The following is an 18,384-nucleotide window of genomic DNA, read 5'->3' on the forward strand; positions in this document are numbered from 1 at the left end:
CCGAGATATGGTGTATCACTGAACCTTTAACTAATCATAACACTTATGGCGAAGGCTAAACCTCTGGGGCGATAAGCATGGTCAGTGATGCAGGGTTTACCTCGATGAATAATTCATCGTCTTGGTAGGTTTCACCGTCAATCACGTAATTAAGGGGGCCAGCACCCTTGATATGGACTTTTGTGATGCGCTGGTGGCGCACGCTTTTCTCTTCAGCTGAGTTAAATAAGCCTGGGGCAATTAATTCAGACAAACTGAACATATGATCGCCCAAGGTGGCATCACCGGGTAGCCAGGTTAAATCCAATAAGCCGTCTCGCACATTAGGCTCGCCGCCACCTTGGGCTAAAACTGTGGTAAAGGGCGCGGCATTGGCAACCACTAAACTGCACACTGACAGCTGCTGCGTGGGCTCGTCGTCTATGGTGACGTCGAGCTGCAGAGATTCATTCACATTGACTGCTTCCCACAGGGCTTTGATATAAGCCATTTGGCCACCTTGGTTTTTTTCCTCACGATCTGCGTTTTCAATCATTTTTTGTTCAAAGCCGACTGCTGTGACCAATAACGCCAGTTTTTTGTTGCAATTGGCAGTATCAATTTTAGTCGCTATGCCATTCTCAATATGCTCACACGCGACCTCTATCGGCATGACTTTGGTTCTCGTGCCAAATAACGCATGGGCTAAAGCGTTTGCTGTTCCCATGGGGATAATGGCAAATTGGGTTTGGGTATTCACCACCGCCGATGCGACCTCGGTTAATGTGCCATCGCCGCCGCAAGCAATTACGGTCGTAGCGCCAGCGTTAATAGCCTGTTTCGCTAAGTCATAGGCGCTAACGTCTGGTGTGCTCTCTACCACTTTTAGTTGCATAGAAGCACTGAGTCTTTGTTCTATGAATTCGCGATTCTCGGTCCATTTACCGGCACCCGATACTGGGTTTGCGATTAACCATGTTGGGGCTTTGGGTGTTAGCACACCTTTATCAAAAATTTTGCAAAGCGCCCTCAGCTGATGAGGATTAAGGCGCGCAGTTTCACGCACATCTTGAATCTTTTCAATGGCTTGGCGTACGCTTAAGGTGCGATCTTTACTTAATAAATATGCAGCCATTACCAACACCGAGCGACCACGCCCTAAAGCGCAGTGAACTACCACACCGCGATTCGCGCGGCGATGATTCTCAATCCAGTTCACGGCGCTGATTAAATCCTCTTCTGAGGGGCTTTGGTGGTCAAGCACAGGCACATTTAAGTAGGCTAAGTCTTCTGAGGTGGCGGTCCAATCTAGTCCGTCAAATTCGGCGGTAACATCTAAAATGGCTTTAACATTGAGCTCTTGAAGGTGCGCTACATCGCTTGGAAATAAGCGGCAAGCCAGAAATAAATCATCATCTATTTTTTGAATGGCTGGGACTTTGTCGTTTTTGCGCGCCCAACTATTGTACAGCTGCACTCCTAGTAGAAAGGGTATAAACAACCAGCGCACGTAGAAGGGAATTGAACCGTCTTGTTTCTTTCTAAAAATAGCCGGCTTTTGCAATAAGTATGCTGCGCCTACAGCAAGTAGAGATAAGCTGATCCAAATCAGTGGCACGCTGACAAATAGAGTAGGGCTGAAGTATGCCAAGGCGAGCGCAGCCAGCGCACCTGCTAAATAATACTTAACGATAAACATGATGCTATTCCTTTCTTTCTAAGTGGCTGCGACCGACTTTTTATTGCGCAATACGCCCTGATTTTTGCAGTGACCATTCGCAATGTCGATTCGCCTTGCTATTCCCACGCTGACATTCGCTGTAGGTTATATGCGTCGTGATACAAAGATGCTACTCAATTTAAATGTGAGCTTCGCTTGGTTGAAAGCAAAGCCACCTAAAGAAAGTAGCATGGGTAGTCGGCAAGCTTGCCAGCACATGTTAAATGGCTTTATTTAAATGATTTAGTCCCTCGGATTGGGTAATCGTTTTTGCGCGTATAGCCTAAGCCAGAAACCAGCATGTTTAGGTCTGGGCGAACGAAAGGGCTATTCGCAATCTCTAATACTTGCACTTTATTGTCGCTGTTAACAACGAACAAACCTGGTTCAGGGAAGTCGTGGTCCGTTTCAGCTTCAGATGTAGGCTGTGAAAGATACAAGCCAAGTGCGCTCATGTGCTCTTTCGTTAAACCCGCATATACGGGAAACTCAACCGAGACGTCATCAAGCTTGGTGTTAAGTTGTTCAACCGAATCAGCAGATACGGCCACAATATCAACTTTGATCTCTTGAAACTGAGAGCGCATTTCTTGTAATTGCGTAAGGTACTTGCTGCAAATTGGGCAATGCACTCCACGATATACAACCACCATGGTCCAGTGATCTGCGTCAGTTGGGGAGACTAGGCTTTGGGTATTGCCTTTAGTGTCTAGCACTTGGATCTCAGGAAAAGTTGCACCTGGGGTTAATTTTTCAGAATTCATTTTCGTCCTCCTTAAGGGTTGGGTGATGTGTATGGGTTGGCCGCATTCAGTGGCAGTCCAGTCGTGAATCTAGGCGGACTGTTGCTCGCGCATTTCTTCGCGATAACTGTTAGCCAGACGATTCTTTTGCGTTTCATTCAGCACTTTACCGGCCATTTGGAAAAACTGTTGTTCTTCATCATCTAAATGGTGCAAGACCAAATGTTGCAGACTTTTCATATGCGTCAGCCATGCTGAAGAGCTCATGTCTGTGTCTTCGAGTTTCTCGATCAGTTCATCGATTTCATGATGTTCAGCGATAGCGTGGCGAGACTGATCCGCCATGTCATCTGATTTCATCAGGGGGGCATAGAAATAACGTTCTTCAGCTAAGGCGTGACTTTCGAGCGCCTCTTTTAACGCTTTAAAGGTATGAATACGTTCGTCACTTTTACCTGACGTGTTAAGTAGTTTGTCCATTAAGTCGCGTTGAACGTCGTGATCTTTACGCAATGCTTCGAAAATTTTCATTATCTTATTCCTTTTCATTTTGCTTTGTTTTTTCGTTTATCTAATGTTCTTCATTGCGAGCACCGTACCAACAGGGGTAACTTTATAATTAATTGAAATTTATAGGATTTATGTGGGTTGATTATGTATCAACGATTGTTAACGTGGTAAAAATTACACGTCAGCAGTAGTTATTTCTGTGTTTTTGGTGTGAGTTACACATGATCTTTAATGTAGTAATGAATCGATTTTGGGTGTTTTGCGTAATAGCTGTAATTGGTTAGCTATCAGTGGTTGGTTGTTAGCAGTTTATGCATATTGCAGTGAGAGTCAGTGGCTACACGGGAATCAAAGCAAGGCTTCTAAGAGCAAAGATCAAAGAACGATTAGCTCATCTTAACAATTAGCTTTAATGAGGAGGGAATATGAAAAAAGCGGTTATGGCATATATAGGTTCGTTACTGGGATTTTTGTTGTTAGATGCGATATGGCTGGGCTTGGTGGCTAAAAATAGCTACATACAAGCGATGCAAGGGCTCATGCGGGAGGACGTACACGTTTGGCCTTGGGTGGTATTTTATAGTCTGTACTGCATGGCCATAGTGTATTTGGTTGTTTTACCTCGCAAAGATAGTGCCAGTGGTCGTCCTGTACTGGCGGCTGGAGCTGTACTCGGTGCTGCGGCTTACGGGGCGTATAATATGACAAATTACGCTTTATTAGCGGGCTGGCCGTTAAGTATAAGCTTGCAAGATTGGGCTTGGGGCACGGTGGTAACAAGCTTAAGCAGTTACTGTGGCTGGCGCTTCGTTCGTCGTTGAATTTAACCGAAGGCTGATGAAAAATAGCGAGTGTAAAGTAGTGGCAGCGAAGTCTCCGCGACAGCAAATACTGTCGCGGTTTGCCAATTATTTATTTAGCTTGCGTATGTGGCTGTAGTTAAGTAATGCAACGAATACTGAGCCGCCTATTGCATTGCCCAACAGCACTACAGACAATGCTTTTAGCATCTCAAGCAACGATAATTGGTCGGACGTAAAATACCCCACGAGTAGTTCTACTGAGCCAGCGATTGAGTGGTGTAGGCCACCTAGCCCGATGATGAAAGTCACAATATAAATACATAATATTTGGCTGGTGGTGGAATGCGTTGACAGTATTGTCCATGCGCCTAAGGCCATTAACCAACCTGCAAGGGTGGCGCTGGTGAGTAAGGTTAGAGGGGAATAAGACAAAATATGTTCAGCGATAATGAAATAGCCTTCGCTGGCGTGAATCACCTCGTCGCTCATGGCGAGTAATCCCGCACTTATTACACCGCCTATTATGTTCCCCGCGATAACAATACCCCATAAACGAAACATGCGAACAATGTTGATGCGCCTGTCTAGAATCGGGTAGAAGGCCGTCGCTGTGTGTTCTGTAAAAAGCTGAGTGCGACTTAAAATACACATCACAAAACCCAGCGGGTAGACCAAGGCGACCAATACGCGGTTAAAACCAGTAGAGAGGTCGCCCACTATGGTTGTCATGACTCCTACGGCCAATACGGTAAAACAAATGATCATGCCTGCGGCCAATGCCGACATGAATAGAGACATGGCGGGCCGGGCTAATTGCTCAACTCCTTCATCAATGGCTTTTTCAAGAATGTCGTCTGGGTGGCGAAAGGTCTCATCGACACGCTTCACTATGACAGAAGCATACTCCTGGCTTTCGCGTGTGCGCTCTTTCGTTCGCTCTTTAGCGCTTTCATCAAATAAGAGCTCCCCTGAGGTGGAAACAATACGTGCTTCATGATCGTGTTCGCCGTGCTCTAAATCATCTGCCATGTGTTTATCCTTACTAGTGTTTTATCCACCAAATAACGGCTACCAATATGGTTAAGCCGATGGCTGTGGGAAGCTTATATTTTCTGAACAGTGCCTCTGCATGATTACCTGCCAACTTGACCAATAAGGCTAAGCCGAAATAGCGCAGTGAGCGCGCAATTAAGGTTGCTAACAGAAACATGCCGATGGGATATTTCACTGCGCCAGCGGCTAGCATCGCAATCTGAAATGGTACTGGAATGATACCGATGGACAGCACGTACCAAAAACCCTGCTGCTGCATCTGCGTTTTTACGTTCTCTAATTGCTGTGGATCAGAAAACCAACTGGCAATTTGCTCTGCGAATTGGTCGAAAAGAAAATAGCCTACACCGTAACCAATAACTGCGCCGAAAATGCAACCTACAGTGGCAAGCGTTGCCAACAGCCAAATTTTCTCACGTTTGGCCTGCATCAATGGAATGAGCACTGCTTCTAGCGGTATCGGAACAATAATAGATTCTAAAAAGGAAGCTATCACCAGCACTGCGTACATGTTTTTAGATTCGATGAACTGTTTTGTTTTGCTTTTGAAGTAGGCGACCATTTGCGTCCTGTCTTACACCTTGAGGTTGATGAAACCACGTGAGGAAATGAAACGAATAGACTCACTTTGCAGGATGTATACCAAAGGACGGCGGGGAATGAAGGAACAGCGGGCGCTCTGAGTAAGTCTGCACGCTAAAACCACTTTAGCCCCTATAGGGCAGGGTATTGCAGCGCAGTTCAGTGCATATGATAGTGCGCATATATTCGCAAATAAAATGCAATTAAGCTGGCCCGAACAGTAAAAATTTACCCTGCTTGAGCTGATTTAGGCGGTATTTTTGCAATATTTACTTACTCTCGCCTTAACCCATAACTCCTAACCCACAGCCGATAGCGAAAAGAGTCAAAGTACAACCGTAAACTTAACTTGGGGTTACTCTGATGTGGATTTTGTTACGTGCTGCTTTGCAAACTGGCGTAGGGTTAACATGCCGGAAATAGATGAGACAAAGTAAGGTACGATAAAGGTTAAGATTAAATTCCCCCACAAGATGGGTGTTCGACCAACTATGCCGTCATATTGGTTGATCATGTTTAATATCGCGCCAACGATCAACGCCGTGACAAGAGAGCGCTTCACCAAAGCAGGGTTAAAAAGTTGATTTAATAGTCCAATATTTCTGTTTATCAATTGCGTTACCTTGTAAATATACTGGGTATAGCTAGACCGATGTTCTGCCTTTTTATTTTCAGTGTATACAAAAATTCGCTTTCAGTAGACTTGAATCTAGCCGTGTCCGTTGCTTTTACAGGGCAGTTAATTCAAACTCCTGCGCTTAATGGATAAAGGGGCTTGAAATGAATGATAAAGCGGTGAAATCGGGCGTCTTATTTGCGATAGCGGCATACACCATGTGGGGGATTGCCCCTATGTATTTCAAGTTGCTAGGCCAAGTGCCAGCGATGGAAATATTGATGCATCGCATTATCTGGTCTGTGATTGTACTGACGCTGCTTGTGGTTGTTACCGGCAAAGCGCAAAAGGTGAAGCAGGCGATCCTTAATCCCAAGGTGATGCAGGTCCTATTGATTTCAGGGATATTACTGGCCGCCAATTGGTTTATCTTTATCTGGGCTATTAACAATAATCATCTGCTTGATGCCAGTTTGGGCTATTACATCAACCCATTATTAAACGTGTTTCTTGGGCGCTTGTTTTTGGGTGAACGCTTACGCCGTTTGCAAAAAATCGCGGTTGGGTTAGCACTATCAGGTGTGGTGTATTTTATCGTCGGTTACGGGCAGTTGCCTTGGGTTGCACTTGCACTTGCGGGCACATTTGGTATCTATGGTTTGTTACGCAAACAAGTGGCGGTAGATTCATTGCCAGGCTTGCTTATTGAAAGCGTATTTTTATTGCTTCCTGCGATTGCCTATTGGATTTGGTTCGCGGGTGAATACAGCAACATGTTGACCAATGACACGGCACTTAACATCACCTTGATTTGCGCCGGTATCGTGACCACAGCGCCTTTATTGTGTTTTACCGCAGCGGCTAAACGGATTATGTTTTCGACGTTGGGATTTTTTCAATATATTGGCCCAAGTTTGATGTTTGTTTTAGCGGCAGTGGTTTACGGTGAGCCGTTAGATGACAACAAGATAGTGATGTTTGCTTTTGTATGGTTGGCACTGGGCTTGTTTAGTTATGATTCACTGCGCCAGTATCGCAAGGTCAGAAAAGCGCTAAAGCAGCCTTAAGATCATTTCCAATAAATATCTAATCACTTAGCGAAAATTTAAACTACTTCTTTTACGGGGTCGTGTACCACTTGGTTGCGACCGCTAGCCTTGGCTTGGTAAAGGTATTCATCTGCTTTGCGCAGCATACTATTAACCCCGCCTGTAGCGATGGCTGTTAGTCCAATACTCACAGTGCAATGAAATGTTTTGCCTTCAAATTTGAAGGTGATCTGAGCTAATTCCTCACGAAACGCTTCGAAGAGATGTATAGCGCTAGGCAAATCAACATTTGGTAAAAACACACAAAACTCTTCGCCGCCAAAACGTGCAGGAATGTGCGCCGCAAATGTTGATGAAACCAGTTTGGCAATTTCCCGTAAGGTGTAGTCACCGCAATCATGGCCATAGGTATCATTCACTGATTTGAATAGGTCAATATCAATCAGTGCTAGTGTTTGGCATTTTGGTACGAGCTGGGTCGCCGCTGCGGCCCGTTCGAAGAAGTGTCGCCGATTCGGTAGGCCAGTGAGAAAATCTGAGTTGGCAGCCCTGCGTATCAGTTCAATGTTTTCGATATATTCGATGTTCTGCATGATCCGGCATAAGAACTCTTCTTGGCCATAAGGCTGAGCGAGGTAATCATTGGCCCCACTTTTTATGAACCGAGCGGAAACCCCAGTGTCACTGTGATCTGACAAGCCTATCACCGCAATATCATCTTTAGAGGCGCGCTTACGGATTTCATTGAGCAGTGCGATGCCGCTCATGTCAGGCAATTTATTAGCAACAATCACTAACTTTATAAGGCTATAGCGTGTGAGTGCGTCAAGACCTTGTTGGCCGGTGGTGGCTTCATGAGTGATAAAGTTGTGGCGCTGCAACAGAGAAATGCTGCGCTGACGGCTGACTCTTGCGCTGTCGACCACTAAAACCCCTTCACTCTTATTTTTATGCAGGCGGCTCAGTAGTACGCTTAGATACTCATACACCTGCTCGTTTTCTTTCAGAATATAGTCAATGACGTTCTTATTCAGGATTCCGGCTCGGGTTTCTGGATCTAAGAATTCAGTGGTTACTATGGTGGGTAAAAATGAGGCTAGGGTGAAGTCAATCGCTTGGCCGATAGGGGCGTCTGGCAGGCGGTAATCAACGATGGCACATAAAAAATCTTCAGGGGCGGAGTGCGAGAATATATGCTGCGCCGCTGTCAGGCTAGTCGCTTTAACTGGAGTTAACTGCGCTTTTAGTATCAAGCTGGCAATGACGTCTACGCTTTGTTCGTTATCGTCAATTATCAATACTTTTGGGCGCATAAAGCCAGTTTACCTTTTCGCTGATACTAAGGAGCACTTAAATGTATGGCTACCTTATAGCACCTCGCAGAAAGGGTAAACTTAAGGCGTTAAATTTTATCTAGTTTTGCAAATGACAGCACTAACCACTTACTGCCAACATTATCAAAATTGACCTGGACTCTGGCGTGCTCGCCGCTGCCTTCGTAATTAAGCACGGTTCCTTCACCAAATTTGCGATGGGCCACGCGCTCACCGAGTTTAAAGCCAGTAGAGTCAAACGCCGTATGACTGGCTGACGACTGGAATCGACTTTGCATCGGGCGTGACACCGTGGCTTTAGTGCGCAGACGAACTTCTTCAATAAATTCGGTGGGGATTTCTTTGATAAATCGTGAAGGCGTATGGTATTTGTCTTGGCCATATACACGACGGCTTTCAGCGTAAGTTAGATAGAGCTTTTGCATGGCGCGGGTCATACCCACGTAACAGAGGCGCCGCTCTTCTTCTATTTTTCCTGGTTCGTCATTGCTCATTTGGCTGGGGAACATGCCTTCTTCCACACCGACTAGCAATACCATAGGGAATTCTAAGCCTTTGGCTGTGTGTATAGTCATCATTTGCACGGCGTCTTGATGTTTATCAGCCTGAGCATCACCAGCTTCAAGAGAAGCGTGGGCAAGAAACGCCGACATGGGGCTCATGTTTTCAGCTTCTTCTGGGGGCGCGAACTGCTTACACGCAGTGACTAATTCTTCTAAGTTTTCAATTCGTGCTTGCGCTTTTTCGCCTTTTTCCGCTTTGTACATGGCGTACAAACCAGAATTTTTGATGACGTGATCAGCGTGTTGCTCTAAGGGTAAATCTGTGGTGTCTTTTTGCAGTTTTAATACTAAATCCACAAAGGCTTGTAGCGCGTTGGCTGCGCGGCCAGATAGGCGCTTTTCACGCAATAGCTGTAAGCTCGCTTGCCACATAGACAAATCATGCTCTTTGGCTTGCTCACGCACCTGTGACAAGGTTTTATCACCAATACCACGCGTTGGTGTGTTAACGACGCGCTCAAATGCTGCATCGTCGATTTGCTGATTAATAATGCGCAGGTAACCTAAGGCATCTCGGATTTCTTGACGCTCGAAGAATCGCAGACCACCGTATATGCGATAGGCCACGGACTCTTGCAATAAAGCTTCTTCAAGCACTCGTGATTGGGCGTTGTTGCGATACAAAATAGCGCAATCGCTGAGGGCATAACCTTGGGTCTGCCAGTCTTTTATGCGCGATACGGCAAAGCGTGCTTCGTCTAATTCGTTAAAACCGGCATACAAAGAAATAGGCTCGCCATCTACACCGTCGGTCCATAATTCTTTGCCCAAACGGCCTTGGTTATTGTCGATAACGGCATTGGCCGCTTTTAAGATATTGCCTGTTGAGCGATAGTTCTGCTCTAAGCGTATGGTTTTTGCTTGGGGGTAATCACGCAAGAAGTGCTGAATATTCTGCACGTTTGCCCCGCGCCAACCGTAAATTGACTGATCGTCATCACCAACAATAATCATATTGTTGGTGGGCGCGGCTAATAGGCGCAACCAAGCGTACTGAATGTTGTTAGTATCTTGAAATTCGTCCACAAGCACGGCGCGAAAACGGGTTTGATAATGCTTAAGTAGCTCAGGGTTTTCCACCCATAGTTGATGAGCGCGTAGCAACAACTCGGCGAAATCCACCAAGCCAGCCCGTTCGCAGGTTTGTTGGTAAACCTGATAAATCTCACATAACTTTTTCTGGTTGTAGTCACCATGAGTATCTATGTGCTCAGGTCTTAAGCCTTCGTCTTTATTGCCATTGATGTACCATTGAACGTGTTTCGGCGCCCATTGCTTTTCATCTAGGTTCATACTCTTGATGACACGGCGCACTAGGCGATATTGGTCGTCTGAGTCGAGTATTTGAAAGTTCTCGGGCAACTTAGCTTCAGCGTAATGGGTGCGCAGTAATCTGTGAGCAATACCGTGAAAGGTGCCAATCCACATATTGCTAAGAGCGCCGCCTTGCAACTCTTCGATACGCCCGCGCATTTCGCGAGCGGCTTTGTTGGTAAAGGTAACGGCGAGAATACCCCAAGGGGCAATACCTTCTACTTCCATTAACCAAGCAATGCGGTGCACCAACACGCGGGTTTTACCACTGCCTGCGCCGGCCAAAATAAGCATGTCAGCAGCAGGTGAGGCAACGGCATCGCGTTGTTTATCATTGAGTTGTTCTAAGAGTCGAGATACATCCATGGGGGAAAAAATGCTGTAGAATTATGGGCGCATTATAACAGTTATACTGTGTTTTTATACAATTAATGAATTTGTTCTTAGTCATTATTGGGCTTTGAAATAACAACTGGCTACACTGCCGACTGATGCAGACATAAGGTGGATACTCGTGAACAAAAATTTTTGGCAAACGCTTCGTAATGAAGCACAGGTAATGACTGAAAAAGAACCTTTGCTTGCCACTTATGTAAATGAATGCATTTTAAAGCAGCAAGATTTCGCAGGGGCGCTGAGTTTCATTTTATCGAACAAGCTATCAGATAAAGTCATGTCTGCGACGGCCTTGCGCACCATGCTTGACCAAGCCTACCGCGATCAGCCTTTGCTAGTTGAAGCGACTGTGTTTGATATTGAAGCAACTTTTGAGCGCGACCCCGCGGTGAAATCGTATCTAACTGTGCTGCTTTATTTCAAAGGGTTTCATGCTATTCAGGTGCATCGTTTTGCGCACATGTTGTGGTTAATGGGCCGCCATGAATTGGCATTATTTATTCAAAGTCGCAGCTCTGAAGTGCTATCAGTGGATATTCACCCCGCGGCTTATATAGGCCAAGGCGTGATGTTTGATCATGCAACAGGCATTGTTGTGGGTGAAACTGCGGTGATTGAAGATAACGTATCGATTATGCAATCTGTGACCCTTGGCGGTACAGGTAATGAAGTCGGCGATAGGCATCCTAAAGTGCGCCATGGAGTAATGATAGGCGCAGGTGCCAAAATTCTGGGTAACATTGAAATTGGCCCAGGTGCCAAAGTGGGCGCGGGCAGTGTGGTACTAGCGAACGTTCCCTCTCATGTCACTGTGGCGGGTGTGCCAGCTAAAATTGTGGGAAAGCCGAGCTGCCAGAACCCATGCCAAACTATGCGCCAAAACGTACTAGAAGATTAACCTGCAACTCGCTTGATGAGGCGTTGGCGTTATCGAGCGAGTATTCTGTTGACGCAGGATTTAGTTTAAATCACACAGCTCGCTTAAGTGCTGGAGTTGAATATCCGGTAGCACGGTGACGTCTTCGCCACTGAGCGACATCGCACGATTTTCTGCATACCACGCGCTCATGAAGCCTGCCTTCTTGGCTCCAAACACGTCTTTTTCTAGGTTATCCCCTACATGCAATATTGACTCAGCTGGCAGGCCGAGCAGCTTTTTAGCCGCATCGAACATGGCGCTGTTGGGTTTCATGGGAAACGCTAAACTAGCGTGAAAGCTCTTTTGAAAGTAATCCGCGATACCGATTTGCTCTAGGTTTACATTGCCATTAGTGATAGCGACTAACGGCCAGCGCTCCCCTAGCTTACTCAGAATGTCGGTCACTTCAGTACTGACCTGAAAATTACTGCGCTCAAAATAGAAAAAATCGAAGGCTTCATCCACTGCGCTTTTAAGGGCATGACCGCTGTGACCGAACGCTTGAATACCGCTGGTGAGCACTTCTCGGCGCAACATGCCCATATCGCTGTGAAGCTCAGGCTTTTTCTTCAATATGGCGCGTCTATGGTCGCGCCAATAACCTGGGTGGCTATGGGACGGGTCATCTGCAAAGCTACCCAAAAACTCAATCAAGGCATGTTCTGCACGGATGATGTAAGGGTAATTGTCGTAAAGGGTGTCATCGAGATCGAACGTCATGGCCTTAATCTGGCCGATATTACGGTAATAAATCATGTTCTCGGTTTTGTCCTATGGTATTTGTTAGCTATGACTCTTTCAAAAAACTCTTATAGGGCGTTTTCTACAAATCGCTGTATAAAAGCGTTTGAACAACCGTTATTTTCGGCGCTTGGCTCTGGGGTGCGCTGTATCGTATACGCTGGCCAGATGTTGAAAGTTCAAGTGGGTGTAAACTTGCGTAGTGGATAAATTCGCATGGCCGAGTAATTCTTGCACTCCGCGTAAATCACCGCTTGATTCCAAAATGTGGGTAGCAAACGAGTGGCGCAATTTGTGTGGGTTGATATCTTGATCTAAATGCTGCTGCTTAGCCCACAACTGCATCCTTTTAGCAATTTGCCTATGACTGATACGCCTTCTGTGTTTACTTAAAAACAGTGCTGGCTCATCACCGTCAGCTAAAACGCCGCGCACTTTCAACCATTCACCAAGGCATTTCAACGCCGTTTTACCAATGGGCAGTATTCGCTCTTTACTGCCTTTACCCATGACCCTTAATTGGCCGTCATCTTGTAGGCTTTTCAGGTTTAAATCAGCCAGCTCAGCTAAACGCAAGCCGCAGCTGTAGGTCAGCTCGAGCATGGCTTTATCACGAACGGCAAGTAGTGAGTCATCATCGAAATCTAGTAGTTGATGCATTTCATCTACATTGAGCTGCTTGGGTAATGGGCTGCCTTGTTTAGGGGCTTGAACCGCTTTGGCTGGATTACTGGATAACACTTCGAGCTCAACCAAATAAGCGCAATAGCCACGCAATGCGGATAGGCGAAGAGCGATACTGCGTGGGCTTAACCCTTGACGACGGGCCTGATTCAGCACTTGGCGCACATGATCAACCGTTAACTCTAACCAGTCGGTAATGGTGAGGGCTTGGCATATACTGGCAAGTTGACGCCGATAATTTTCAATGGACTTAGCGGCCAGATTACGTTCGTACTTTAGATAATCAAAGTACTTGTCTAGCAAGGGTTGCAGACTTGGCTGTTCGCTCATTAGTCAGCCTGGATGTCAGTAAGCCAGTAATTTAGGCAATAGTATGCTTAAAAACTGCTGTAACTGAGTGATAAGCAAGGTGTCCATGTCAGGGTTAAAGTGCCCAGGATCGTTGCTGCCAATGGCCAAAATACCCAGCTCGCCATTATCGCCTAAGCGCAATAAAGCAACAGATTCAGCTTGTTGGTCACTGAACAAAAGCTTTTTCTCGTGCTCGCTCAAGCGGCCAAAGAAAAAGGCCTCGTCTTTGAAGCGCTTTTCGGCAAATAACTTGCGCTGAATTTCTGGTAATGCAAAGGCACCCTTGTAGGGTTTCAGAGCGACCGATGAAAGGTTTAATTGTTCTTGCATCACGTCTTCGAGCACATATTGCACTGAGCTTATGTCGGAGCATTTCAATACGCGCAGATTCAAATCAGCGTAAATACGGTATATGGCTTCATTTTGTTTGGCGATGCTGATCAGCTGAGTCAGTTTGGAATTGAGTAAGCGTACTTTTTGGCGTAACTGTTCACTTTGGCGCTCGACCAGAGAGACACTGCCTTTTTGGGCATGGGGCAATTGCAGTTGCTCAAGTAAAGCTGGGTGTTTAACGAAGAACTCGGGGTGCTTGGCAAGATAGATAGCCACCTGCTGTTCAGTTAACCCATCCGGTTCAGCAAAGGAAGAGGTGTCGTCTAATTGACTTTTTTGCTGACCAGATGCTTCATTCATAACGTGATATTTCCATCAAAGACATGTTCCGCTGTCCCTGTCATTTTTAAGATTGACCCTGGCCCTTGCCAACGAATTTTCAAGGTACCACCTGGTAAATCGACAGTGACTTCCTTGTTTAACTTTTTCTGCATTTGCCCTACGGCGACGGCCGCACATGCGCCGCTACCACAAGCGAGGGTTTCACCCACGCCGCGCTCATAAACACGCAGTTTAATATGACCGCTGTTTAAAATCTGCATAAAACCGATGTTGGCGCCCTCAGGAAAGCGTTCGTGGGCCACTAACGTTTTACCTATGCCTTCTACATCAGCTGTTTCGACATCATCTACTAATAATACACAGTGGGGGTTACCCATGGAAACTGCGCCGCAAAAGAAGGTGTGATCGTTCTCGCGAATGATATAAATGTTCTCTTGCTTGTTCGCTTTCAGCGGTATTTTAGCCGGTTCAAAAATAGGCTCGCCCATGTTAACGGTAATTTGTCCGTCACGCTCATGGTATAGCACGATGCGACCTGCCTTGGTGCTCACCACTATTTTGTTGCGATTGGTTAGCCCTTTCATTTTTACAAAGCGAGCGAAACAACGGGCACCATTACCGCACTGGGAAACCTCAGAGCCGTCTGAGTTAAAAATACGATAATGAAAGTCTTGTTCCGGGTCGTACGGAGGCTCTACGACCAATAATTGGTCGAAGCCGATACCGAAGTTGCGATCCGCTAACTGGGAAATCTTTTCTTTACTGAAGAAAACGTTTTGAGTCACGTTGTCGATAACGACAAAGTCATTGCCCAAACCGTGCATCTTTGAAAACTGAACTTGCATGTTTGCCACTTACGTAAAAATCACTTAATCAGACGACAATCGCCCTTGTATCAAGTACCTATAATGATGGTTATATCATTTCAAAGCACGGCTGACTATGGATTTGCATCGTCTTGGCCGAGGGACGATGCAATCTATAGTGCTATCTATAGTGCTATCTATCGTGCAATAGGCAGTGCAACGGGTAACGCGATACTTTTACAGTACGCTCTCACCACGCCAAAGATCTTCAAGGGTTTCCCGCTCACGAACAACAATTACCTGGTCTTTGTCGACCATGATTTCAGCGGCCTTACAACGACTGTTGTAGTTGGACGCCATTACAAATCCATAAGCACCCGCACTTCGTACCGCAAGATAATCGCCGGCATCGATTGCCAGTTCACGCTCTTTGCCAATGAAATCGCCTGTCTCGCAAATGGGCCCAACAACATCATAAACCGCACTGTCACGCGTCAAAGACGTATCAAGTGGAATGATGCTTTGCCAAGCTGAATATAGCGCAGGACGTATTAAATCGTTCATTGCGGCATCAACGATCGCAAAGTTTTTTTCAGCACCTTGCTTTAAGAACTCAACCTTGGTCAGTAGCACACCAGCATTGGCCATAATGGCTCGGCCCGGCTCAAATATAAGCTGCAAGTCTTCACGCCCTTGCATGCGCTGCGCAATTGCTTGGGTGTATTCATCAGGGTGTGGCGGCGTTTCATCTTTATACGTTACGCCTAAGCCACCGCCTACGTCTAAATGCGCCAATGTAATGCCATTTTCGGCAAGCTCATCAATAAGAACCAACAGTTTATCAAGGGCATCAACAAAGGGGGCAATCTCAGTTAATTGCGAGCCTATGTGGCAATCTATTCCTTTGATCTCAAGATTGGGTAAGGACGCGGCGTGACGATACACTTCTACTGCTTGCTCACGTTCGATACCGAACTTATTGGCTTTCAAGCCGGTAGAAATATATGGATGGGTTTTCGCGTCAACATCTGGGTTTACGCGAATTGAAATTGGCGCGACTTTATTTTCAGCCACAGCCACTTGGCTAATGCGCTCTAGCTCCGCTGGAGATTCAACATTGAAACACTTGATGTTGTGCTGCAAGCCTAATGCAATCTCTTGAGGCGTTTTACCCACACCAGAGAAAACAACTTTGGTTGGGTCACCGCCCGCTTTGAGTACGCGTAAAAGTTCGCCACCGGATACAATATCAAAGCCAGAGCCGAGCTTAGCGAGTACGCTTAACACGCCTAAATTTGAGTTGGCTTTCACCGCGTAGCAGACCAAATGTGGGTGAGCACCAGCGGCTTTATCAAATGCTAACCAATGACGTTCTATCGTCGCCTTTGAATAAACATAACATGGGGTGCCGTGAGTTTGGGCTATGTCGTGCAGCGATACATCTTCTGCATAGAGTTTTTCATTTTTGTAGCCAAAAAAATCCATATTACTGCTTACCTTCTTGGGAATCTTGAGATGGGGTAGGGGCCGTCTGAGATGACGTATTCTGTTGTGGTTTTTCTGGCAGGGTTAAGGGTTTCTTTTGCCCACAGCCTTGCAGCGTTAACAGAGTAAACGCGCTTAACAGCGCTAACAAAAAAGTCGTTTTACGTCGCATCTCAGGCCTCAACTGATAGTGTAGCCGCGTATGATGGCACTCCCAGCGTAAAATGCAACGTGTTAACAGTGCTTTAAGCGTTATATTCTATATTCATTTTAACCTAGGCTTATCTGCCCTACCGCTATGAAACAAACCGCGGTAATGACCATGGCTAGTGAGGTTAGCGACTGGCTTTTGGCAGTTTATCTAATTGAGTAAGGACTGACTGGGGGAAGCGTACTTTACTCCAAAGTTGTTCGCACAAGGTGTTAACGGCTTGCCAGTCACGTTTGACCAACCAATCGATAAGAATATCGGGGTTCTGGGGGTAAGCGATACGCTCGATAGCGGGCTTGATTAACCATTCTTCAACAATATCACTGTCAAGGGTTGGCATACTTTGGGCTAAATCTAATTGAACTAACGTCTTTGCATTTGATAGCTGCTCAAATTGACCGCTAAGAGGTTTGATCAACAGTTTCTTGCCGAAATGTAGACATTCACTGGCCAGTTCGAAACCCGCATTAGCAATAACCCCAGAGCAGCTTTGTAAAATACGCACAAAATCGACTTTAGATGGGCGACGCCACTGAATATTCCCTAGGTGTTCGTCTTGCTCTATCTTAGGGTGAAAGCAGATAAAGTCATGTTCTGAGAAAGGGTCAAGCAAAGCATTAATGTCATCTATTTCTTCAAAGGGCAAATACACCAAATAGGTGCGCGATGGTGGTGATTGGCTGTCGTCAGCTTCAATAAAAGGCGGCATGATCGGATGACCAAAATGATACCAGTGCACACCAAGATGCAAATCGGTGGGAGCAAAGTAGCGTGTAATTAGTTTATCCAGCAAGGTACCTGGCTGTTGAGGCACTGGGTGCATGAATGCCGCCTGATGACTGATAGATATTGACGGGATCTTATTGAGCTTGGCGGCCCATGCGCTTATAGGCTCAAAATCGTTGATCACTAAGTCGTAATCCTTAGCGCAAATGCTTTTGATGTCTTGGTATAGCTCACGCAACTTAGCAGATTTAAAAGTAGCGGATTTACTGATTTTTCCGCCCTTGGTTTCAAACGTCAAGCCGCGATAACTGGCAAAGTCACCGAAGACCTCCATATCAAAGTATTTGTTTTTGTCTCGACCAGAAAATAGGTAGTCGACTTGAATGTCGCTGCGCTGATTGAAGGCTTTTGCCATAACTCGGGCGCGCGTGGTGTGCCCATTACCGGTGCCTTGTACACCGTACAATATCTTCAAAGGTGAGTACTCTTTATGGTTAAGATAAATGATTTAGTTAAGATAAGCGTCTTGGTTACGTCACGTTGTTAGTCAAAGTAAACTCTTTACCTAAGGGCCATTTAAAGTAAGGACAAACTGAAATAAGACATGCTTAGCCCTAATGCGGCGCCAGCTAAGATATCGCTGGGGTAATGAACACCTAATAACACGCGAGATAAACCGATGATGCTTGCCCAGCCGTAAACCAAAATTAGGGTGGATGGGTAAAAACTAGCGATCAACGATGCCATTAAAAATGCGGCTGCAGTATGACCTGAGGGTAAGCTGAATTTGTCTGATGGGGTGATATGGGCGCTGAAGTTTTGCAATAAGTCGCAGGGACGCTGCCTACGTAGGAATTTTTTCAATATCAAATACACTGGCAATTCGAGGCTGTAAGCGAGTAATGCGCTGTATAAAAACAATGCGCCATGCTCTGCTTCAAATAACCAAAGCAATAAGCCTAAGACGAGATACAAGTGACCATCACCCGTGCGAGACATCCAAATTATCCAGCGACAGTCACGCTTAGCGGTCAGTCCAAAAAGCCAATGAAAAAGCTGGGTATCTGTTTGAGTCAGTGATTTCATCGTGACACTCCATCAACTCGCATTCTATTCGATGCTGA

19 protein-coding genes are annotated in these 18,384 nt (G+C 45.9%); 3 read left to right on the top strand and 16 right to left on the bottom strand.

Annotated features, from left to right (window positions below; translation table 11 throughout):
- Positions 1 to 55 precede the first annotated feature (55 nt).
- The 3 genes from GMES_RS05500 to GMES_RS05510 all read right to left on the bottom strand — a co-directional run bounded on the left by GMES_RS05500 (position 56) and on the right by GMES_RS05510 (position 2,973).
- Complete coding sequence (locus GMES_RS05500; RefSeq protein ID WP_006991602.1) at positions 56 to 1,678, bottom strand: diacylglycerol kinase family protein; 1,623 nt, start codon at positions 1,676 to 1,678, stop codon at positions 56 to 58.
- Between the two features lie 251 nt (positions 1,679 to 1,929).
- Positions 1,930 to 2,463 carry a peroxiredoxin-like family protein gene (locus GMES_RS05505; protein WP_006991604.1) on the bottom strand — a complete coding sequence of 178 codons (534 nt, stop codon included), beginning with the start codon at positions 2,461 to 2,463 and terminating at the stop codon, positions 1,930 to 1,932.
- Between the two features lie 69 nt (positions 2,464 to 2,532).
- Positions 2,533 to 2,973: a hemerythrin domain-containing protein gene (locus tag GMES_RS05510; RefSeq protein ID WP_006991605.1), complete on the bottom strand. Its 441-nt coding sequence runs from the start codon at positions 2,971 to 2,973 to the stop codon at positions 2,533 to 2,535.
- Positions 2,974 to 3,377: 404 nt separating this feature from the next.
- On the opposite strand from GMES_RS05510, the gene GMES_RS05515 reads away from it, so the two are divergent.
- The gene (locus GMES_RS05515) at positions 3,378 to 3,773 is read left to right on the top strand and encodes a DUF2177 family protein (protein ID WP_006991607.1); all 396 of its coding nucleotides are present in this window, start codon (positions 3,378 to 3,380) and stop codon (positions 3,771 to 3,773) included.
- An 87-nt stretch (positions 3,774 to 3,860) separates the two neighbouring features.
- Here the strand turns inward: GMES_RS05515 and GMES_RS05520 are convergent, their stop codons facing one another.
- The 3 genes from GMES_RS05520 to GMES_RS05530 all read right to left on the bottom strand — a co-directional run bounded on the left by GMES_RS05520 (position 3,861) and on the right by GMES_RS05530 (position 6,003).
- Entirely contained in the window at positions 3,861 to 4,784 is a 924-nt protein-coding gene (locus GMES_RS05520) for a formate/nitrite transporter family protein (protein ID WP_006991608.1), read from the bottom strand.
- A 13-nt stretch (positions 4,785 to 4,797) separates the two neighbouring features.
- Entirely contained in the window at positions 4,798 to 5,370 is a 573-nt protein-coding gene (locus GMES_RS05525) for a YqaA family protein (protein WP_006991609.1), read from the bottom strand.
- 375 nt (positions 5,371 to 5,745) lie between these two features.
- A complete protein-coding gene (locus tag GMES_RS05530) occupies positions 5,746 to 6,003 on the bottom strand; it encodes a hypothetical protein (protein WP_006991610.1) in 258 nt (85 codons plus the stop codon).
- Between the two features lie 167 nt (positions 6,004 to 6,170).
- Here GMES_RS05530 and rarD point away from each other — a divergent pair, with 167 nt between their 5' ends.
- Positions 6,171 to 7,073 (top strand): EamA family transporter RarD, encoded by a 903-nt coding sequence (gene rarD / locus GMES_RS05535; protein WP_006991611.1) that lies wholly within the window; start codon positions 6,171 to 6,173, stop codon positions 7,071 to 7,073.
- A gap of 38 nt (positions 7,074 to 7,111) precedes the next feature.
- Here the strand turns inward: rarD and GMES_RS05540 are convergent, their stop codons facing one another.
- Together GMES_RS05540 and uvrD are read right to left on the bottom strand one after the other, a co-directional pair.
- A complete protein-coding gene (locus GMES_RS05540; RefSeq protein ID WP_006991612.1) occupies positions 7,112 to 8,368 on the bottom strand; it encodes a GGDEF domain-containing response regulator in 1,257 nt (418 codons plus the stop codon).
- Positions 8,369 to 8,457: 89 nt separating this feature from the next.
- A complete protein-coding gene (gene uvrD, locus GMES_RS05545; RefSeq protein WP_006991613.1) occupies positions 8,458 to 10,632 on the bottom strand; it encodes a DNA helicase II in 2,175 nt (724 codons plus the stop codon).
- A 148-nt stretch (positions 10,633 to 10,780) separates the two neighbouring features.
- On the opposite strand from uvrD, the gene cysE reads away from it, so the two are divergent.
- Positions 10,781 to 11,560 (top strand): serine O-acetyltransferase, encoded by a 780-nt coding sequence (cysE, locus tag GMES_RS05550; RefSeq protein ID WP_006991614.1) that lies wholly within the window; start codon positions 10,781 to 10,783, stop codon positions 11,558 to 11,560.
- A 60-nt stretch (positions 11,561 to 11,620) separates the two neighbouring features.
- On the opposite strand, the gene GMES_RS05555 is transcribed toward cysE, so the two are convergent.
- The 8 genes from GMES_RS05555 to GMES_RS05585 all read right to left on the bottom strand — a co-directional run bounded on the left by GMES_RS05555 (position 11,621) and on the right by GMES_RS05585 (position 18,346).
- Positions 11,621 to 12,337: an HAD-IA family hydrolase gene (locus tag GMES_RS05555; protein ID WP_006991615.1), complete on the bottom strand. Its 717-nt coding sequence runs from the start codon at positions 12,335 to 12,337 to the stop codon at positions 11,621 to 11,623.
- A 102-nt stretch (positions 12,338 to 12,439) separates the two neighbouring features.
- On the bottom strand, positions 12,440 to 13,336 hold the full coding sequence (locus GMES_RS05560; RefSeq protein ID WP_006991616.1) for a tyrosine recombinase XerC: 897 nt from the start codon (positions 13,334 to 13,336) through the stop codon (positions 12,440 to 12,442).
- 15 nt (positions 13,337 to 13,351) lie between these two features.
- The gene (locus tag GMES_RS05565) at positions 13,352 to 14,050 is read right to left on the bottom strand and encodes a DUF484 family protein (protein WP_006991617.1); all 699 of its coding nucleotides are present in this window, start codon (positions 14,048 to 14,050) and stop codon (positions 13,352 to 13,354) included.
- A complete protein-coding gene (gene dapF, locus GMES_RS05570; RefSeq protein WP_006991618.1) occupies positions 14,047 to 14,877 on the bottom strand; it encodes a diaminopimelate epimerase in 831 nt (276 codons plus the stop codon). The genes GMES_RS05565 and dapF overlap by 4 nt, the downstream gene beginning before the upstream one ends.
- A 198-nt stretch (positions 14,878 to 15,075) precedes the next feature.
- Positions 15,076 to 16,323, bottom strand: a complete 1,248-nt coding sequence (lysA, locus tag GMES_RS05575; protein ID WP_006991619.1) for a diaminopimelate decarboxylase — start codon at positions 16,321 to 16,323, stop codon at positions 15,076 to 15,078.
- A gap of 1 nt (position 16,324) precedes the next feature.
- Entirely contained in the window at positions 16,325 to 16,495 is a 171-nt protein-coding gene (gene lptM / locus GMES_RS22575) for an LPS translocon maturation chaperone LptM (RefSeq protein ID WP_006991620.1), read from the bottom strand.
- A 163-nt stretch (positions 16,496 to 16,658) separates the two neighbouring features.
- Entirely contained in the window at positions 16,659 to 17,735 is a 1,077-nt protein-coding gene (locus GMES_RS05580; RefSeq protein ID WP_006991621.1) for an MJ1255/VC2487 family glycosyltransferase, read from the bottom strand.
- A gap of 101 nt (positions 17,736 to 17,836) precedes the next feature.
- Positions 17,837 to 18,346 (bottom strand): phosphatase PAP2 family protein, encoded by a 510-nt coding sequence (locus tag GMES_RS05585; RefSeq protein WP_006991622.1) that lies wholly within the window; start codon positions 18,344 to 18,346, stop codon positions 17,837 to 17,839.
- Between the last annotated feature and the right edge of the window lie 38 nt (positions 18,347 to 18,384).

Source organism: Paraglaciecola mesophila KMM 241 (genome assembly GCF_000315015.1).
Taxonomy (GTDB): domain Bacteria; phylum Pseudomonadota; class Gammaproteobacteria; order Enterobacterales; family Alteromonadaceae; genus Paraglaciecola; species Paraglaciecola mesophila.